Source organism: Winogradskyella eximia (assembly GCF_003386165.1).
Classification (GTDB): Bacteria; Bacteroidota; Bacteroidia; order Flavobacteriales; family Flavobacteriaceae; genus Winogradskyella; species Winogradskyella eximia.
Genome location: NZ_QRDV01000004.1, coordinates 232325 through 250370, shown reverse-complemented (window position 1 = coordinate 250370; position 18046 = coordinate 232325). Strand labels below are relative to the sequence as shown.

At 32.0% G+C, this 18046-nt stretch carries 16 protein-coding genes; 2 read left to right on the top strand and 14 right to left on the bottom strand.

What is annotated here, in order from left to right:
- Window positions 1-21: 21 nt before the first annotated feature.
- The 4 genes from DFQ10_RS10825 to DFQ10_RS10810 are packed head-to-tail and all read right to left on the bottom strand — an operon-like array spanning window position 22 to window position 3017.
- A complete protein-coding gene (locus DFQ10_RS10825) occupies window positions 22-1269 on the bottom strand; it encodes a competence/damage-inducible protein A (RefSeq protein WP_115817433.1) in 1248 nt (415 codons plus the stop codon).
- Complete coding sequence (locus tag DFQ10_RS10820; RefSeq protein ID WP_115817432.1) at window positions 1270-1611, bottom strand: Hpt domain-containing protein; 342 nt, start codon at window positions 1609-1611, stop codon at window positions 1270-1272. It lies immediately after the preceding gene.
- Window positions 1612-2223, bottom strand: a complete 612-nt coding sequence (locus DFQ10_RS10815; RefSeq protein ID WP_115817431.1) for a fumarylacetoacetate hydrolase family protein — start codon at window positions 2221-2223, stop codon at window positions 1612-1614.
- Between the two features lie 17 nt (window positions 2224-2240).
- Window positions 2241-3017, bottom strand: a complete 777-nt coding sequence (locus tag DFQ10_RS10810; RefSeq protein ID WP_115817430.1) for a 3'-5' exonuclease — start codon at window positions 3015-3017, stop codon at window positions 2241-2243.
- 236 nt (window positions 3018-3253) lie between these two features.
- Between DFQ10_RS10810 and DFQ10_RS10805 the strand changes: the two genes are divergently transcribed.
- The gene (locus DFQ10_RS10805; RefSeq protein ID WP_115817429.1) at window positions 3254-5482 is read left to right on the top strand and encodes a tetratricopeptide repeat-containing hybrid sensor histidine kinase/response regulator; all 2229 of its coding nucleotides are present in this window, start codon (window positions 3254-3256) and stop codon (window positions 5480-5482) included.
- A 224-nt stretch (window positions 5483-5706) separates the two neighbouring features.
- Here the strand turns inward: DFQ10_RS10805 and DFQ10_RS10800 are convergent, their stop codons facing one another.
- The 9 genes from DFQ10_RS10800 to DFQ10_RS10765 form a co-directional block, all read right to left on the bottom strand.
- A complete protein-coding gene (locus DFQ10_RS10800) occupies window positions 5707-7779 on the bottom strand; it encodes a hypothetical protein (RefSeq protein WP_115817428.1) in 2073 nt (690 codons plus the stop codon).
- A gap of 317 nt (window positions 7780-8096) precedes the next feature.
- Window positions 8097-8516 (bottom strand): acyl-CoA thioesterase, encoded by a 420-nt coding sequence (locus tag DFQ10_RS10795; RefSeq protein WP_115817427.1) that lies wholly within the window; start codon window positions 8514-8516, stop codon window positions 8097-8099.
- Between the two features lie 71 nt (window positions 8517-8587).
- Window positions 8588-8977, bottom strand: a complete 390-nt coding sequence (locus DFQ10_RS10790) for a NifB/NifX family molybdenum-iron cluster-binding protein (RefSeq protein WP_115817426.1) — start codon at window positions 8975-8977, stop codon at window positions 8588-8590.
- On the bottom strand, window positions 8946-9146 hold the full coding sequence (locus DFQ10_RS18455) for a DUF5320 family protein (RefSeq protein ID WP_147299207.1): 201 nt from the start codon (window positions 9144-9146) through the stop codon (window positions 8946-8948). The genes DFQ10_RS10790 and DFQ10_RS18455 overlap by 32 nt, the downstream gene beginning before the upstream one ends.
- A 3-nt stretch (window positions 9147-9149) precedes the next feature.
- Window positions 9150-9596, bottom strand: coding sequence for a DUF134 domain-containing protein (locus DFQ10_RS10785; RefSeq protein ID WP_220352460.1), 447 nt, complete (start codon window positions 9594-9596; stop codon window positions 9150-9152).
- A gap of 183 nt (window positions 9597-9779) precedes the next feature.
- The gene (locus tag DFQ10_RS10780) at window positions 9780-11180 is read right to left on the bottom strand and encodes a dihydrolipoamide acetyltransferase family protein (protein ID WP_115817425.1); all 1401 of its coding nucleotides are present in this window, start codon (window positions 11178-11180) and stop codon (window positions 9780-9782) included.
- A 90-nt stretch (window positions 11181-11270) separates the two neighbouring features.
- Window positions 11271-12371, bottom strand: a complete 1101-nt coding sequence (locus tag DFQ10_RS10775; RefSeq protein WP_115817424.1) for a glycosyltransferase family 2 protein — start codon at window positions 12369-12371, stop codon at window positions 11271-11273.
- A gap of 3 nt (window positions 12372-12374) precedes the next feature.
- Window positions 12375-12992 (bottom strand): recombination mediator RecR, encoded by a 618-nt coding sequence (recR, locus tag DFQ10_RS10770; RefSeq protein ID WP_115817423.1) that lies wholly within the window; start codon window positions 12990-12992, stop codon window positions 12375-12377.
- Between the two features lie 83 nt (window positions 12993-13075).
- Window positions 13076-16066 carry a T9SS type A sorting domain-containing protein gene (locus tag DFQ10_RS10765; RefSeq protein ID WP_115817422.1) on the bottom strand — a complete coding sequence of 997 codons (2991 nt, stop codon included), beginning with the start codon at window positions 16064-16066 and terminating at the stop codon, window positions 13076-13078.
- A gap of 76 nt (window positions 16067-16142) precedes the next feature.
- On the opposite strand from DFQ10_RS10765, the gene DFQ10_RS10760 reads away from it, so the two are divergent.
- Window positions 16143-17588, top strand: a complete 1446-nt coding sequence (locus DFQ10_RS10760; protein ID WP_115817421.1) for a sodium:solute symporter — start codon at window positions 16143-16145, stop codon at window positions 17586-17588.
- On the opposite strand, the gene DFQ10_RS10755 is transcribed toward DFQ10_RS10760, so the two are convergent.
- Window positions 17585-17947 (bottom strand): CoA-binding protein, encoded by a 363-nt coding sequence (locus DFQ10_RS10755; protein WP_115817420.1) that lies wholly within the window; start codon window positions 17945-17947, stop codon window positions 17585-17587. The two genes, DFQ10_RS10760 and DFQ10_RS10755, sit on opposite strands and share 4 nt — an antisense overlap.
- Window positions 17948-18046: the final 99 nt, after the last annotated feature.

The following is an 18046-nucleotide window of genomic DNA, read 5'->3' as shown; positions in this document are numbered from 1 at the left end:
TGTTTCAACAAACATTAAACTCTACTTTTTCAAAAAAAGTTTTTGAAGCATTTCAAAAGCTTTATTTGTAGCCCTTCGAATTACTTTTTCACGATGGTCTCCAAAGTTAAAAACTTCAGAATACACGTGGTCTTTTGTTGCAATAGCAATCCAAACCGTTCCGACCTCTGCATCTGAATCTCCTTTCGAGGGACCAGCATTACCTGTTGTACTTATGGCGTAATCACTATCAAATAATGTTCTTACATTCTTTGCCATTGCTTCCGCCACTTCTTTACTCACCACAGAATGCTTATTAATGATATTTTCTGAAATGCCTAAAACTTTTACCTTAGATGCTGTAGCATATGTAACAACACTTCCTATAAAATAAGCAGAAGCTCCTGCATTTGCCGTAAATGATTCTGCGATACGACCACCTGTACAACTTTCTGCAATAGCTAATGTTTTCCCTAATTCAGTTAATTGCTTTCCGATGACAGCCTCAATAGATTCATCCTCTTCGAAACCTACGAAAACATCATTAATTTGCGGTAATAATAAATTAACTTGATTCTGTATTTCGTCTTCCAATTCCTTTTTGTCAAAAAATTTCCCAGATAAACGTAGACGAACACGGCCTAAACTTGGTAAATAAGCTAATTTAATAAATTGAGGTAGATTATCTTCCCATGCTTCTATGCGCTCAGCCAATGCACTTTCACCAAGACCATAAGTAAGGATGGTTTTGTGAACTATATAAGGAAACTTAAATTGTGCTCTTAATTTTGGTAGGACTTGGTCTGTAATTAATGCTTTCATCTCATATGGCACTCCTGGAAGTGACACAAAAACTTTTCCATTTTTCTCTAACCACATGCCTGGAGCGGTTCCGTTATGGTTCATTAACACCGCAGATTTAGAAGGCACTAATGCTTGCTGTTTATTAACCTCTAAAAGTGGCGCTGAACTAAATTTAGAAAATATGTGCTCTACATGAGTTAAAACAGCTTTGTCTTCAACTAATGTATCATTAAAGTATTCGCAAATAGTATGTTTGGTAATATCATCTTTGGTTGGTCCTAAACCACCAGTTATGATTATGATATCTGCATTAGCTTCAGCTTCTTTTAAAGCTTGAAGAATATGAGATTTTTCATCTTGAATAGATGTAATCTGATAAATTGAAATTCCGTATTTATTGAATTCCTTTCCTATAAAGGCAGAATTGGTATCTACAATCTGGCCAATAAGAATCTCATCTCCAATGGTGATTATTTCGGCTTGCATTTATAGTCCGAAATCGGATTTAATTTCATTAACAGCATTATCTACAGCTGTTAATACCACAATAAGTTGTTCATCAACATTTTTGTCTGTTTGCTCAAACTTTCCCCAATCTTGTACTTCTATTAAGGTATCTAAAACACCAAGTTCAAACAAATCTATGGTGGGCTTCATTTTGTGAGCCGCTTGATATACTTCTTTATAATCTTTTGCTGGTACTGCTGTTCTTAATCGCTCAGCATCTTCTGGTACTTCTTCTAAGAAAGCGGCTGCCAAAGCTGCGACGAAATCTTCGTCTCCATCAGCCATTTCTCGTACTCTATCTAATTTATAATGTTGTGACATTTATTTAATTTTTATTGAAAACATTTCCTCGTCTTCAAGATATCCTATTAATCGATCTTCTGCAAATACCTTACCAACTCCTGCTGGTGTGCCTGTAAAGATAATATCTCCAATTTTTAAAGTGAAATATTTTGACACATATTCTATGATTTCGTCTATTTTCCATAGCATAAGTTCAGTATTTCCTTTTTGAACGACATCATCATTCTTTTTTAAACTGAAATTAATCTTGTCTATATTCTGAAATTTAGTCTTTGGTAACCATTTACCCACTACAGCTGCTCCATCAAAAGCTTTTGCCTTTTCCCATGGCAATCCTTTGGCTTTTAATTGCGCCTGAAGGTCTCTCGCAGTAAAATCTATACCAAGCCCTATTTGATCATAATATTTATGCGCAAATTTCTTATCAATATACTTCCCTACTTTATTGATTTTCACTAAAACTTCAACTTCATGATGTACCTCATCAGAAAAATCAGGAATAAAAAACGGTTGTTTCTTTAACAGAATAGACGTGTCGGGTTTTAAAAAGATGACAGGATCTGTTGGTTTTTCGTTTTCTAATTCTTTAATGTGGTCTGTGTAATTACGACCTATGCAAACTAATTTCATTCTTTAGCTATTAGGTATTAGCTTAATTTGTTATTAAATTGACGAAGTTTAATAGCTGTTAATACTTTCTTGGTGTAAAGTGGAAAGTCAGCATTTAACAGCCAACCAAAATAACCTGGTTCTTTGTCTAAAACATCTAAGACACGTTTTCCTTTATGCTTTCCGAAAGAAAAACATTCTTCACCTTCTTTATTGAATATTAAAAAACCTGCAAAATCAGCAAACTTTTTTCGTGAGCTGAATTCTGCCAAAAACTTAGTGTCGTTTTCTAAATCTTCGTAGCGATCTAATTGCGCCTTTAAAACCTCGTAAGTTGCTTTAGTATCTGCTTCTGCACTGTGCGCATCTTCTAAACTCTTATCGCAATAAAACTTATAAGCTGCCACTAAAGTTCGTTGCTCCATTTTATGAAAAATGGTTTGTACATCTACAGATTGTGTATTTTTCATATCAAAATCTACTTCTGCTCTCAGCATTTCTTCTGCTAATAGGGGAATATCGAAACGATTAGAATTAAATCCTCCTAAATCAGAATCCTTAATTAAGTTATAGATTTCTTTAGATAGCTCTTTAAACGTTGGTTTGCCTACAACATCTGCATCTGAGATTCCATGAATTGCAGTAACCTCAGCAGGAATTGGCATTTCAGGATTTACAACCCAAGTTTTAGCCACTTCCTTTCCATCTGGATAGACTTTTAAGATTGAAATTTCTACGATTCTATCTTTTGATATATTGATACCTGTAGTTTCTAAATCGAAAAAACAGATGGGTTTTGTTAGGTTGAGTTGCATGTGTAATTAATTTTTTACAAAGGTACTTAGATTCTTTAAGAAAGACCTAATAGGTAAAAAAAAAGCAACCGTGTCCTTAATTAATTATACTAATTAATAATTGCATTGCTATTAAAGGTAAATGGATCAACTAAAATTATATACATTAGCCAAAACGATGATAATAATTAAGTAATTAAAAAAAATTTCATCATTTAAACATTTTAACCGATATTTAAGCACTTTACCTAACTCGAATGCGATTTTTATTACTTCCTCTAACATTATTTTTATTTCAAAGCAACATATATGCGCAAAAAAGTGATAATACACTAGATACTCTACCAAAAACACCTGAAGAGAAAATTACAACACATATTGATTCAATTAAAAATTTAATGATAGCTGATTACTATAAGGAAGATTATAGTTCGGTTATTATTAAAGCTAATGATATACTCAAAATAGCAGAGCTAAATAAGTTAAATCATGAGGTTAGTGGAATTCGTAGTTTCTTGGCAAATTCTTACCTCAACTTAAATGACTCTCTAAAATCACTTGAGTATGCTAGAAAAAACATTCAATTAGCAAAAAAATTAAACGACAATACCTCCTTAGTGGGTTCTCTTATAGATATAGGCAATATTTATTATACCTTCGGAGAACCAGACAAAGCCATAAATTCTTATAAAAAAGCAATCCCACTTGCTAAAAAAAGCAGTAATGACCTTGCTCTATTTTTCCTAAATCATAACATAGCTCAAATATATTTTGAGCACTATAATGACCATGAAAAAGGAAAGCCATATCTAGATACTGCTGAGCTGCATGTGCCAAAGGACTTTAAGATTGGGCTCGCTGGTCTCAACTTATTTAAAGCCCATTATGCATACAAAACTAAGGATTATGATTTAGCTATAAATCTATACAAACAAGCTATTTTTTTAGCTAAAGAAACTAATAATCTCGATGTTTTAAAGAAGGCCTATAATGGCTATATTGAATGTCTTGCTCTTAAAGGTAATTACAAAAAAGCTTATGATATTGGTAAAATAAAAGATAGTCTTTCATTAGAACAGAGTAAGGAAGAAATTAAAAAATCTGCAGACAACCTCACTATCTCTCTTAAAAATGCTAAAATCAAAGAAGAATTAAAAAATGAAGAACTCAGAAATAAAATTATTCTAGAGAGAGCTGAGTCACAAAAAAACATCTTAATCATTAGTATTTTAGTTTCTCTTTTACTCTTAGGCTTATTATTTTACCTTCTTAAAGTCATTAAAAATAGAAGAAGACTTAATACAGAGTTAAAGATTAAGAATAAAGAATATTTGGAAGCGAAACTAGAGTCTGAAAAATTAGCCGAAGCTAAGTCTCGCTTTTTATCCACAATGAGCCACGAGCTGCGTACACCTTTATACGGAATTATCGGCTTAAGCACTGTACTTAATAATGACAGCAATCTTAAATCTCACAAAACGGAATTGCAGTCGCTAAAGTTTTCAGCAGATTATTTACTAAATCTTGTAAACGATGTACTGACCTTAAATAAGATGGATTCTCATGAAAAAATAAAATTTGAATCAAAAACTTTTCATCTTAAAGATTTTCTAAATAATATTAAAGAATCATTAGAATACTTAACAAGGCAAACTAATAATGAGCTCATTATTACTCTAAATCCTAAAATTCCTAATTGGGTAAAAGGAGATCAAACCAAAATGTCTCAAGTGCTTATCAACTTATTGGGCAATGCATTAAAGTTTACACATAATGGCAAAGTAGAACTTATTGTTGGTTTATTAGAATTAAACGAAAATGAATTAAAGCTTAAGTTTGAAGTTAAAGACAACGGCCTAGGAATTCCTTTGGATGACCAACAAAAAATCTTTGAAGAATTTGGACAACTTAAACATCAAGGCGATTTTCAAGGTTCTGGTTTAGGGCTAACTATTGTGCAAAAATTACTTTTAGACATGAAGTCTAACATACAACTAGAAAGCGCTATTGGTGAAGGCTCAAATTTCTTTTTCGAAATAACATTTGGAACTACAAAAAAGAAACATGCAAACGAAGATATTCAAGACAAGGTTTCAATTGACATGCTTCGCGGAAAAAAAATATTAGTGGTAGATGACAATAGAATCAATCTCATGGTAACTAAAAAGACACTAGAAAGTCATGATATTTTAGTAGAAATTGCCACTAATGGACAAGAAGGTATAGATAAAATTATGCTAACTGATTATGATCTGGTGTTAATGGATGTTCACATGCCTATAATGGATGGAATAGAAGCCACTAAAAAAATCCGTGAACTCCAAAAACCTGTCATCGTTATTGCATTAACAGCAGTTACACAAGACGAACAAGATGATCGTTTTAAAACTGCACAATTCAATGACTCTATTGTAAAACCTTATAAAGTTAACGAATTTATAAAGACACTTGCTTCAAATCTTGTTTCTGCGCATAAACACGATTAATAAATCATAGTACTATTGTATTTATAATACAACAAAACAAAGGCCTTCAAAGAATTTGTGTCGTTACTATATTGAATAAACAGATAGGTTTAGCAAGGTGGAGTTACATAAAATATAATTTGTCACTATTACATACTTTTAATCAAGCAGTTTGATAGAACTTTAGAGGTAGTAATTGACCAATAAACTCGTATTAAATAGTAGTGATTTTATTAACCGCTTATTTAATCTAATAACTCTGGGTTATTAAGAATTAATTCAATTTTCTTTATAATCACTGTGATCTGACTCATCTGCATTTCTATATTTCTAAAAAAGAGGCTTATATCTCTATTAACCCAACTTTCAGAAATAATCCTTGCTCCTAAACTAATTCTTAGAATAGCACTCTGAATATCATTACCATATTTTACATTAACGGCTTGACCAATATGACACTTTTGTCCTGCTAGTCTAATTATTTCTAATGGCGAACCTTGAAAATGTTCAGATATATCAGAATTTAATAATACGTAGAGTTTTTTAACTTGATCTACTGATAATACGTTACCGTTATTAACAATGAAGAATGGAAAAATGGTACGGATATTCCTCAATCCAAACCCTTTACTATTAGAGCTATTCGCCTTTATTTCATTACCATATAATGGTTCTAAAAAAGTAGCATCTTTCACAGAATCTTCAACAAAATTACAGAACATTTCAATGCCCATATTTCTATAAAGAATTGGTGTTTTAAAGTATCTATCCATTTCAACTATAGCTGCATTCCAACGCATGTAAGAGCCATAATTATATCCGTCTGATAAATCTTTTGAACAAGACCATGTTGTTGGCCAATCTGAGTGATTATAATAATTATTTAATCCTTTAGGTAAAGTGGTTTTTATATCAAAAATTTGATTGCTAATAGTTTCTGGAAAAATCAATGCACCAGAATATGGAGGTCCAGTAAAATATTTACTCCCTGTAATACTTACAATATGCCCTCTATTTAAACTATCTTGTATATCTTGAGGGTCTAACCTAAACTGAGCTGCATCAATAACAACTTGTATTGAGATATCATTAAGATTATTTATTTTTTGCATCATGCCCTTACTAGGTGATTGATAACCTAATTTAGAATGATCCATAACATGAAGAACAATCTGTTTACCAGATTCATTAGTTTTTAAAATAGCATTAAATACTTCTAAATCTAATTGAGATGCCGATTTTAACTCACCTTTTTCATCTCTTAAAGGCACTTTAATCAATTCAACATCTCTAAACCCTTCAATTCTATCTCCTTTTTTAATTGGATAATTGAGCGCTGTAGTGTTTTCAAAATGACAACCTTTTAATGCGGCAGCCACACCACTCCCTGTTTCATCGGACGCTACTAAAATATGAGCAATATCTTTATCTGTAATAATTTGAGTAATACCTGCAATTTGAAGTGATGCATCAGTACCCGATGGAGAAAAAATTATTTCACTCTCTTCTTTTAAATTAAATATGTTTTTTAAGTTATTTTTTAAAGATTCAGAAAAGGCATTGGTTGTAGATTGAAAACCATTCTTTAAACTATTTTTAATTAAAATACTTCTAACTTTATCTGTTTTATCAAAGGCATAATTAGAAACACTTGTCGCGGTTGACGAAGCGAAAGTAAAAGCATCTGGCCTAGGAAATGGTCTGCAACCATATTTATTTAACAGTGCAACTTCGTCTATATTTAATCTTAAATCACCTCCATCCATTAACAAATACTCAGTTGGTTTTGCTAAATTTTCTACAATAGGTTTCCACTCCTCTTTAAATTCTTTGTTGGTGTTTTTTAAACCATGAAAATCTTGTAGTTCTTTAAAACCTAATAAGGCTTCTGCGCTTAAATCTTTATCTTTTTTAATTAAATCAATTAAAATTTTATTAACAGATTCTAACTTCTCTTTGTCCTCTTTAGGTAATAATTTATAAAATATTCGAGTAACTTCAAATGCTGCAATATCACATAAAGCAATATCCTTTTTTTTATTACTTAAAGCCTTATACCAAAGTTGCCACTCAATACCATACCTCAAATAAACCAGAGCTAAAACCGGATTTTTCAAATATAAAGCTCCTATTATGATGGATTTGTTTGGTACAATTTTAAATACATCTGGCTCAGTAGTAGAGGTAATTATATTAATGTTATTTAATTTAGGAACAGTATTAAATCGTTTTAAAACATGAACCAGATAATTCACATTATCTTTTTCAAATAGACTTGTTCTTTTATATTGATTTTCTATAATTATATTATTTGTCATAAATGCCTTTATTTAAAACGTTCGTTAAAACGATTTTTAATGATAAAATTTATTAACTATTTAATTCTTAATAAATTAATGCTCACCTATTTTTAAGATGATATAAAAATAAGTTTATTTTAAAAACTTAAGAACCATTCCGGTTTTTAATTCCTTTATTTTAAAATTTTCATAAAATGCCACAAGTGCAGGTAATTGTATACAATGCGATGGATGGATATTATTTATTTCTTTTTTTAATAGAAATTCTATAGTCTGTTAAGTCTGAAAATCGTTGTGTTTTGATCCAGCACAATTTTCAGTAAGGATAGTTATTTTCATACCATATTAGTTTTAAATTTAGGTTTGAGAATCTGTTCTATAAAACCTGGTATATTCTTAGGTAATCGCGATTGACTATTAGCAAATACAATTGTGGATTTGGCTTTACTTAAAAATATGTTCTGTTCATTTCTAATTTCAAACTCAAAATTAAAACGAATCTTTGGCATCTCTTTAATTGTTGTTTTTATTGTGATAACCTCATCAAAGTAAGCAGGTTTTTTATAATTAATATTGAAAGAAATTACAGGAAGAATAATATTATTCTTTTCGAGTATTGCCTCATCTAAATCTAACTTCCGTAATAATTCATTGCGAGCTTGGTGACAATATTTAAGATAATTAGCGTGATACACATATCCCATTTGATCAACATCACCATATGCTGGCCTAAATTGAAAAAGATCAGTTATCATAGTTTTAATTTTATAAGTTTATCCGCAACCCAATTATAATCAAGCTTAATTTGAGTCGTTGAAAATTTAAATTAATGGTTACAAATATGATTTTGACTGTTTCGATGTTTAGGCTTATGTTTTAAACACGCATAATCTTTATCTACAATTTCATTTCCCATAAAGCTTAAAACAGTGTCTGCAGAATCACCTTTACAGCCTCGTATTACATTAATTCCTGCAGTATTAAATCTATGTTTTGCCTTATTACCCATATGACCAGATAACAATGCTGTTACTCCAGCTTCTGCTAACACATTAGCAATATTAGATTTGCAACCAGAACCTTGATTAGATTCTAGTAATTGTACATCTAAAATTTCCTTATTTTCCGAAAAAATATAAATTTCATATAGTTTAGATTGACCAAAATGGTCTACAATTATGTTATCAGTTGTTATGGGAACAGCAATTTTTTTCATGTTCTAAGTGATTTTCGTTATTACAATTTAATTTTCTTCGTCTTCCTTTTCCACAATGCCTGTTGCCTTCATGCAAAATCGCATCTGATGTTTTGTTTTTACAATTTCCTGATTGCTTCCCTGTTCTTGGTCCTAAATTCTCGGGGCCTTTATGGTTTAAATTTGACATAATTTATACATTTAAATTCACTAAATCTTCTGTATTACTAGGTGGACAATCATCACATTTTGGACCGTTATCTTTACCTGCAGTTAGTTTGAAACATGTTTTGCATTTATACCAATCTTCTTCAAATTCAAAATCACCTCCTTCGATTAGAATAGATTTACCTTCCACAAAACCTTGTCCTATTTTTTTTAACGCACTATTATAAATCCTAGTAAGTGTTGGTCTGGAAACTTCCATTTTTTCCGCTGCCTCATCTTGAGAAAGATTATCATAAACAACCAACTTTAGCGCTTCATATTCCTCAAATTGCATAATGACATGCTCAGCATCACGAAACCGAATTCCAAATGGCTTAAATCCTAGCATTTTTGGAGGATAGTTAACTTTTCTCTTTTTTTTTGGACGTGGCATTTCTAAAGCTTTACACAAAGATAATGAACTCACGTTCATAACTAATGGTTTATTTAAAAAATTTTAACTAAATAATTCATAAAAAAAAGAGAAGAAGCAACACAAGTAAACATTGATATAACATAAATTTATTGATAACATTAGTCCATAAAAAAAAGCACAGTATATAAACTGTGCTTTTTATGGATTGTATGCAATAAAACTTAACTACTTAAGCTCAAATTATATTTCTCGATTAGAATCCCAAGACTCTAAATAATCTTTAACGGCTTTTACAAATTGACCACCAAGCGCACCATTAACCACTCTATGATCATAAGAATGCGATAAGTACATTTTAAAACGAATACCAATATAATCTCCTTCTGGTCCCTCAATAACAGCAGGAACCTTTCTAATAGCTCCTAAAGCTAAAATACCTACTTGAGGTTGATTAATAATTGGTGTTCCCATAATGCTACCAAAAGTACCAACATTGGTTACGGTATACGTACCACCTTGTATATCATCTGGATCTAATTTTCCTAAACGCGCTCTATTTGCCAAATCGTTAACACGTTTTGCCATTCCGAATAAATTCAGTTGATCTGCATTTTTTATAACTGGCACAATTAAATTTCCATCTGGTAATGCCGCAGCCATACCAACATTAATCGCTTTCTTTTTAATGATTTTATCTCCTTGAACAGAAATATTCATCATCGGAAAATCTTTTAATGCTTTGGTAACAGCCTCCATAAAAATTGGAGTGAAGGTTAGGTTTTCACCTTCGCGCTTCATGAAACCATCTTTAACTTTCTTTCTCCAGTTCCATATATTAGTTACATCAGCCTCAATAAACGATTGCACATGTGCAGAAGTTTGTACTGAATCTACCATATATTTCGAAATGAGTTTCCCCATTCTGGTCATTTCAATAACTTCGTCACCACCAGAAACTGCAATTGGTTTCTCAGCAGGCTTTTCAACTGACTTCTCTTGCTTAGACTTTTCAACACTTGGAGTAACATTCTGCACAACCTCTTCTTTCTTAGTTGCAACTGGCTCTACCTTTGGTGCTGCAGCAGTTTCTATTGCTGGAGCAGCAGGACTTGGTGCAGAACTACGAGAATCTAAATACGCTTTAATATCGTTTTTAGTAACACGATTGTCTTTTCCTGATCCTGGAATAGTATCTAATTCGGCTTGAGAAATGCCTTCTTGTTTTGCTATATTTTTAACTAATGGAGAATAAAAACGATCTTCAGTAGAAACTACTGGATCTACCGATGTTTTTGCAGCTACAACCGTTTGTGCAATTTCAGCAACAACTTTTGGAGCGACTGGTTCAGAAACTTTTTCTGGTTCTACTGCTGCAGCTTTCACTTCAACAGTGCTACCTCCTTCGGTTTCAATAACCGCAATAGTTTGCCCTACTTGTACAACATCATCAACATTAAATAGCTTCTCAACTAAAACGCCATCTACTTCACTTGGAACTTCACTATCTACTTTATCTGTAGCAATTTCTAAAACAGCTTCATCTGCTTCAATTGTATCTCCAACATCTTTAAGCCATGAGGTTATAGTTGCTTCTGCAACACTCTCTCCCATTTTAGGTAACTTAAGCTCGAACTTTGCCATATATATAATTTGAAGGTCTTTATTTTGTAATCGGCTGCAAAATTAATAAAAAAACATGTGATTTGTTGATTTTTATTCAATTATTACAACCTAGAAATGTAGCACTTCACCTCTATTTGTAGCACTATCACTTCCGATGATAAATTTACTGCTTTTTGGTAGAAATCTAAAAACAATATTTTCTTGTATTGATTTATGTTTCATGTCCTTAATTACAGTATTCACTTTCAGCATATTAAAATCGTAAACCAACATGCTATTTATTTTTATTTTATCCTTTAAAACCTCACTGATTTCAATTGGCATGGGCAATTGCTTCTCTAAAGCAGGCGGACTATTTTTGATATAAAGGTAAGATCTATCCGACTTTGTTTTTATTTCCTCAGGAGGTTTACGCAGTAAATAAGCCAATTTTATACCTAATCCAACAACAGCATTAAAAATCAAATTTTGCTTAAAGTGCTTTTTATAAAAAATCTGCATTGCTCCATAGAAACGTTTGGCATATTTAATATCTTTTAAAGTACTTTCTCCTTTGAAATGAATAACAGTAGTTTCTCCGAAATAGTAATTATCATAACCTGCTTTTAATACTTTATAGGATAAATCGATATCTTCTCCATACATAAAATAAGCTTCATCAAAACCACCAACGGATTCGTAAACATCTCTTTTTAGCCACATAAATGCTCCAACTAAAACATCAACTTTACCTGTATTCTCTATTGGAATGTGATTTGCATAGTAATCACTAGCATCACCCAATACTTTCTTTAAAGATACTTTTGGAGTTGGAACATTTCGCTTACTTTCTGGAAGAAATTTACCTTTCCCATCAATAAGTTGACAACCAACAATCCCTAAATTATTTTTAGTATCTGTAAAATCTATGAGTTTTGTAAATGTATCTTCTTCAACCACTGTATCTGGATTAAGAATACACAAATATTCACCCTTTGCTTGAGCTACACCTATGTTGTTTCCTTTAGAAAACCCCGAATTCTCTTTATTTTCAATAAGCTTTACTGAAGGAAATAGTTGTTTCACCATGGTGCAACTTTCATCCGGAGAATTGTTATCTATGACAATAATTTCAGCATCAATATTAGCAATGGCTGCCTCAACACTTTTTAGACATAATTCTAAAAAATAGCGCACATTATAATTTAATATGATGACAGATAATTTCAAATTCTATGATTTTAAAGAAGCTTCAAAAGGCACACGGTCTATTATACTGCGCCCTAAAGTGATTTCGTCGGTATATTCTAATTCATTTCCGGCGGCAACTCCTCGCGCAATAGTAGACGTTGCGATGTTATATTCTTGTATTTGTCTGAAAATATAAAAATTAGTAGTATCTCCTTCCATTGTTGGACTCATTGCAAAAATTAATTCTTTTACTTGACCTGTTTTTACTTTTTCTACTAATGACGAAATATTTAAATCTTGAGGTCCAATACCATCCATTGGAGATATCTTTCCGCCCAACACATGATACAATCCTTTAAAAGAGCTTGTATTCTCTACAGCCATTACATCTCTAATATCTTCAACAACACAAATAAGTTCGCTGTTTCTATTAGGGTTTTCGCAAATCTCACAAAGAACACTATCGCTAATGTTATGACACGATTTACAGAAATTAATTTCTCGCCTTACCTTAGACAATGCATCTGCCAATTGAAATGTTTGACTTTCTGGTTGTCTTAATAAATGTAAAACCAAACGTAACGCTGTACGCTTACCAATTCCTGGTAATTGTGACATTTCGTTAACTGCGTTTTCTAAGAGTTTTGATGAAAATTCCATGAGCGCGAAGGTACAGATTTTTAGACACAAAGAAGTCCAATTGCAAGTACTTTGCAATTGGACTTCTTTATCGCTAAACGATTTTATTTTAAAATTAGTTTTTTGATTATCTCTCCTTTAGATGTATTTAATTTCACAAAATACACTCCGGTTTTAAATGCTGAAGTATCAATTTTATAATCATTTGATAAATTCACATTTTTACTATAAAACATAAGTTTACCAAGGGTATTGTAAATTCTTACAGCGACATCTTCACTATTATTCCATTTTAAATTTACTTCGTTACTTGCTGGATTTGGATAAAGAGAAAAATTATTAAATTCAAAATCACTAATACTTAAAGTTTCATTATAAAGGTTAGATCTCCACAATCCCCTACCATAAGTTGCAGCATACAATTTACCTTCCACTGCGTTAATTTCAAGTTCATTAATTCTAACGTTTGGTAATCCATTATTAAAAGGTGCCCAAGTATCACCTAAATCATTATCCGTATAATAGATTCCGTAATTCATCCCAACATAAAGCCCATCTTTACCATTGTCTTGCCAAACTAGAGCTTGTGCAGAAAAATTTGGTAAGTCCCAAAGAATAGATGTCCAAGTTAAACCATGATCTGAACTTACATATACTTTTTGGCCATTTGTTGTTGCAATTGCAATTTTATCTGAATCCATAGGATGAACAGCAATTTCATTAATTCTCCCTCCACCTAAACTGAGAGAAGACTGCACCCAACTTGCTCCACCATTAATAGTGTACCAAAATTCACCATTAATTGATAAATACATTTTATTATTATCTGTAGGTGCTACTTTAAAATGGTCTATATCAGCCCCAAAGTTTGAAGAAATTGAAGTCCAGTTATCACCACCATCAATAGATTTGTAAACCTCATCGAAGGCACAATAAATTACATTTTGAATGATCGGATCTTGCTCAAAAGGCACCACCCAATTCCAATTGTAATCACCGCCTTTATCATCTGGTTGCGTAAGATAAGAGATATTAGATCCACCATTGTAACTCTTTACAAAAGAACCATATTGCGATGTACCATAAATAGTTTGTGAATTGTTTTTATCTACAAAACCTTCCATACCATCTGCGCCCCACCAATCTGTCCAACTTCCATTTAACCCAAGCACGGAAGAACCATTATCTTGAGAACCTCCGGTAACAACAACGATATTTGTTTGACTTACCCCAATTTTGTAGAATTGTCTGATTCCTAAACCAGCAGTTAAATCAGTATAATAATCACTATTTACAGTAGTTGGATTATTTGCTCTGTAAATTCCACCATCGGATCCCACTAAAAGTTTCACATTAGATCCTGTGCCAACAAACTCCAAAATATCTATATCTGCATGACAATAACCTACATTTTCAAGATTTGCATTATAGGGAGTCCATTGTGAGGTAATATTAAAACTTAAACCTCCATTTGTAGACCTCCACGTATTGATACCTGCAATATGGACATCATCAACATTATTTGGATTAACAGCAATATCCATATCTCTTGGAGCCTGCCCTCTATCGTCTTCTGCTAAAGAATCATAACCAAAATAATTTTTATTGGCATGATCCATTTTTATAAAACTAACTCCACTATCTGCTGATTTATGAATGCCTCCAAATAAAGAGTTTTCAGCTTCTAAAACATAAACTACTGAAGGATTATCCGCAGATACTCCAATCATTTTAGGTCCTGTAGCGAAGTCATTTGAAATAGTTTCAAATCCTTCTGAAAAAATAATACCTTGATTAGTTGCCTCAACCGAAACGTCATCTAAAGTAACACCTCTTCCATAATTTGCTGTTCCTTCAAAAGCTATATAATAATTTGAAGTTGGATTAGGTAAACTAATTGTAATATCAGACCAACTTGTAACCTCATTTGTATAATTAGCTAATTCAATCCAGTTTCCTGAAGCTGATGTTTTATATAAAACTTTTAAGGCATCAATATCAGAGTCCCAACTTACTTGAGTAAAGGAAAATTTAAGCTCAGGAGATACAGCACTTGCTAAATCTATAACTGGAGATTCTATTCTTGTGATTGGACCAGAATAATCACCAATATAAAAAACTGCCATAGCATTACCTGTTTTTGGTGTTATTGAACTATTGCTATTAGCATCACCTAATATCCAAGAATTAGAACCCGTTATATATTCCTGATTCCAAGTATTTAAAGCACTAGGAATGCTAAAAGTTTGTCCTCCATCTGTTGATTTATAAAAATAAGAACCCGAAGCATAAATCGTATTTGGGTCTCCTGGTTTAAATTCAAAATCATAACCAGTTGATGAGCTTATTGTGGACCATGTTAAACCACCATCTGCTGAATTATACAATCCTCCACCATCTGCACTACAGTATATTTTTGAAGTATCTGTTGGGTCAATTAAAATTTTATTTACTTGACCACCTCCTGGTAAGCTACTATGCAATGACCATGTAAATCCTCCATCAATAGATTTAAATATTGAACCATTTCTAGAACCCCAAAAATAAGTTGAACTATTTAGAGGATCTATAGCAAGTGCGTATACATCCATATTAGCAAGATTATCAGTTAGTACTGTCCAAGTAGTTCCACCATCTAAACTCTTCCAAACTCCTCCAGTTTGACTCCCAACAATTATATGATTTTGGTTTCCATTTTCAGTTGCAATAGATGTTATTCTACCAACACCAGGATTATAACCAGAAGTCGCATTCCAAGAGGTTGGTCCCATTTCTTCCCATGTACCTACAACAGTTCGCGCTAATAATCCTTCATTATTTATTCTTGCATTAAAATTTTCCAATTCATCATAATAAAACTCAGGAGATTTTAATTTCCCTGTTTCATCCATAGCGCGTTCAGCAAAATACTGCCAACGTCTAAAAGGTTTATACCCTCTACCTCGTTCTCTTCCTACGGAATCAAAGTGACGCTCCGCCACCTCTACGATATCTTCTACAGTATTTGTACCTTCGGCAATAAGCTGTTTAAAATCTTGAGCAAAGAGACTCAATCCGAACATCGTAAACGTAGTTAAGCAGATAATCTTTTTCATAAATAATTAATTTTTAAAGCAGTCTTTTTTTTCAAATGTACTACTTTTCAAAATTATTACTAAAACTTTATACTCCATGTCACCAACATCAATACTATTATTAATTGCATGTTACTTCGGATTACTCATTTTAATCTCTTATTTCACAGGGAAGGAAGATTCTAATGACGCTTTTTTTAAAGCAAATAAATCCGCACCTTGGTATTTAGTAGCATTTGGTATGATTGGAGCTTCTTTATCTGGTGTAACTTTCATTTCTGTTCCTGGTGCAATAGAAGCCAAACAATTTGGTTATTTACAAGTCGTTTTTGGTTACTTTTTTGGCTACCTCATTATTGCATATGTATTACTACCTCTGTATTATAAATTGAACCTCACATCTATTTACACCTATTTAAAGGATCGTTTTGGAGTTGTGAGTTACAAAACTGGTTCTGTAGCATTTTTAATTTCTAGAACTGTCGGTGCGGCTTTCCGCTTATTTTTAGTTGCCAAGGTTTTACAACTTTTAGTTTTTGATCTTTTTGATATCCCATTCGCTATTACCGTAATTATTACTATTGCCTTAATTTGGCTATACACATTTAAAGGAGGTATAAAAACCATCATTTTTACAGACACGCTTCAAACCTTATTCATGTTGGTTTCTGTGGTGGTAACGATTGCGTTTTTAGCTTCTGCTTTAGATTTAAACAGTATTGGAGATATTGTGACATATACCAAAGAAAGCAACCTGAGTAAAGTTTTCTTTTTTGAAGACAGTAATGATTCTCAATATTTTTGGAAGAGTTTCTTATCTGGTATTTTTATCACAATTACAATGACTGGCTTAGACCAAGACATGATGCAAAAAAATCTGACTTGTCGTAATCTAAAAGATGCTCAGAAAAACATGGTCACTTTTAGCATTGTTTTGATTTTTGTAAATATTCTATTCTTAGTACTTGGGTTAATGCTAACACAATATGCAGCAGCAAATGGAATTACAGCCTCAAAGGACGATTTATTTCCAACAATTGCTATGCTACCTGAAATAGGAATTATTACTTCTGCATTCTTTTTGCTAGGATTAATCGCAGCAGCGTATTCTAGTGCAGATTCTGCCTTAACATCCTTAACCACTTCTTTCTGTTTTGATATTTTAGATATTGAAAACAAACCTGAAACCGAAAGAAAAGGTCTGAGAAAACGCGTTCATATTGGCTTTAGTATTGTACTCGTTTTAGTGATCTTATTATTTGATTTAATCTTTAAAGATGTGTCCGTTATCTGGGAGCTATTCAAAGCTGCTGGTTATACGTATGGACCGTTATTAGGATTATTTGCTTTTGGACTAATCACTAAATTCGAAATTAAAGATAAATTGGTATGGGTTGTTGCCATTGCTGCTCCCCTTATTTCTTACCTCATTAACATATATTCAAAAGAATTATTTAATGGGCATGAAATAGGATTTGAAATATTAATCTACAATGGTTTACTAATGTTTTTAGGATTATTTCTTATAAAAAAGAAAGCTTAATACTGATTTGTACCTAATAAAACTAATGTACAAGCCACTTCAAACTCAATATTATTTTGCTTTAACAGATTATAAAATTCTGAATTTTCTGTTCCTGGGTTAAAAATAACACGCTTAGGGTTTAAACCTATAATATAATCATAGTATGGTTTTTGACGCATAGGATTTAAGTACAATGTTACTGTATCAATGTCCTTATATGGCATTAACTCAGTATCGATAGATACATCTTCAACCATACCTGCTTTTAACCCAAAAGCTCTAACATCATGCTTGTACTTTCTTAATCTTTTAATCGCAATATTAGAATAACGCTCTGGTTTTAATGATGCTCCTATAACTAGTGTTTTTTTACTCATAATGTTAAAAAGATGTTAAGATGATTTAAAAAGGGTAACATAATGTAAAAGTAGTCGTCTAGTATATAATATACTATCAAATCAATCAAAAAATCAATC

Excerpts from the sequence above, each read along its gene's own strand:
- DFQ10_RS10825 (WP_115817433.1), bottom strand. The coding sequence starts at position 1,269 with ATGCAAGCCGAAATAATCACCATTGGAGATGAGATTCTTATTGGCCAG.
- DFQ10_RS10820 (WP_115817432.1), bottom strand. The coding sequence starts at position 1,611 with ATGTCACAACATTATAAATTAGATAGAGTACGAGAAATGGCTGATGGA.
- DFQ10_RS10815 (WP_115817431.1), bottom strand. The coding sequence starts at position 2,223 with ATGAAATTAGTTTGCATAGGTCGTAATTACACAGACCACATTAAAGAA.
- DFQ10_RS10810 (WP_115817430.1), bottom strand. The coding sequence starts at position 3,017 with ATGCAACTCAACCTAACAAAACCCATCTGTTTTTTCGATTTAGAAACT.
- DFQ10_RS10805 (WP_115817429.1), top strand. The coding sequence starts at position 3,254 with ATGCGATTTTTATTACTTCCTCTAACATTATTTTTATTTCAAAGCAAC.
- DFQ10_RS10800 (WP_115817428.1), bottom strand. The coding sequence starts at position 7,779 with ATGACAAATAATATAATTATAGAAAATCAATATAAAAGAACAAGTCTA.
- DFQ10_RS10795 (WP_115817427.1), bottom strand. The coding sequence starts at position 8,516 with ATGATAACTGATCTTTTTCAATTTAGGCCAGCATATGGTGATGTTGAT.
- DFQ10_RS10790 (WP_115817426.1), bottom strand. The coding sequence starts at position 8,977 with ATGAAAAAAATTGCTGTTCCCATAACAACTGATAACATAATTGTAGAC.
- DFQ10_RS18455 (WP_147299207.1), bottom strand. The coding sequence starts at position 9,146 with ATGTCAAATTTAAACCATAAAGGCCCCGAGAATTTAGGACCAAGAACA.
- DFQ10_RS10785 (WP_220352460.1), bottom strand. The coding sequence starts at position 9,596 with ATGAACGTGAGTTCATTATCTTTGTGTAAAGCTTTAGAAATGCCACGT.
- DFQ10_RS10780 (WP_115817425.1), bottom strand. The coding sequence starts at position 11,180 with ATGGCAAAGTTCGAGCTTAAGTTACCTAAAATGGGAGAGAGTGTTGCA.
- recR (WP_115817423.1), bottom strand. The coding sequence starts at position 12,992 with ATGGAATTTTCATCAAAACTCTTAGAAAACGCAGTTAACGAAATGTCA.
- DFQ10_RS10765 (WP_115817422.1), bottom strand. The coding sequence starts at position 16,066 with ATGAAAAAGATTATCTGCTTAACTACGTTTACGATGTTCGGATTGAGT.
- DFQ10_RS10760 (WP_115817421.1), top strand. The coding sequence starts at position 16,143 with ATGTCACCAACATCAATACTATTATTAATTGCATGTTACTTCGGATTA.
- DFQ10_RS10755 (WP_115817420.1), bottom strand. The coding sequence starts at position 17,947 with ATGAGTAAAAAAACACTAGTTATAGGAGCATCATTAAAACCAGAGCGT.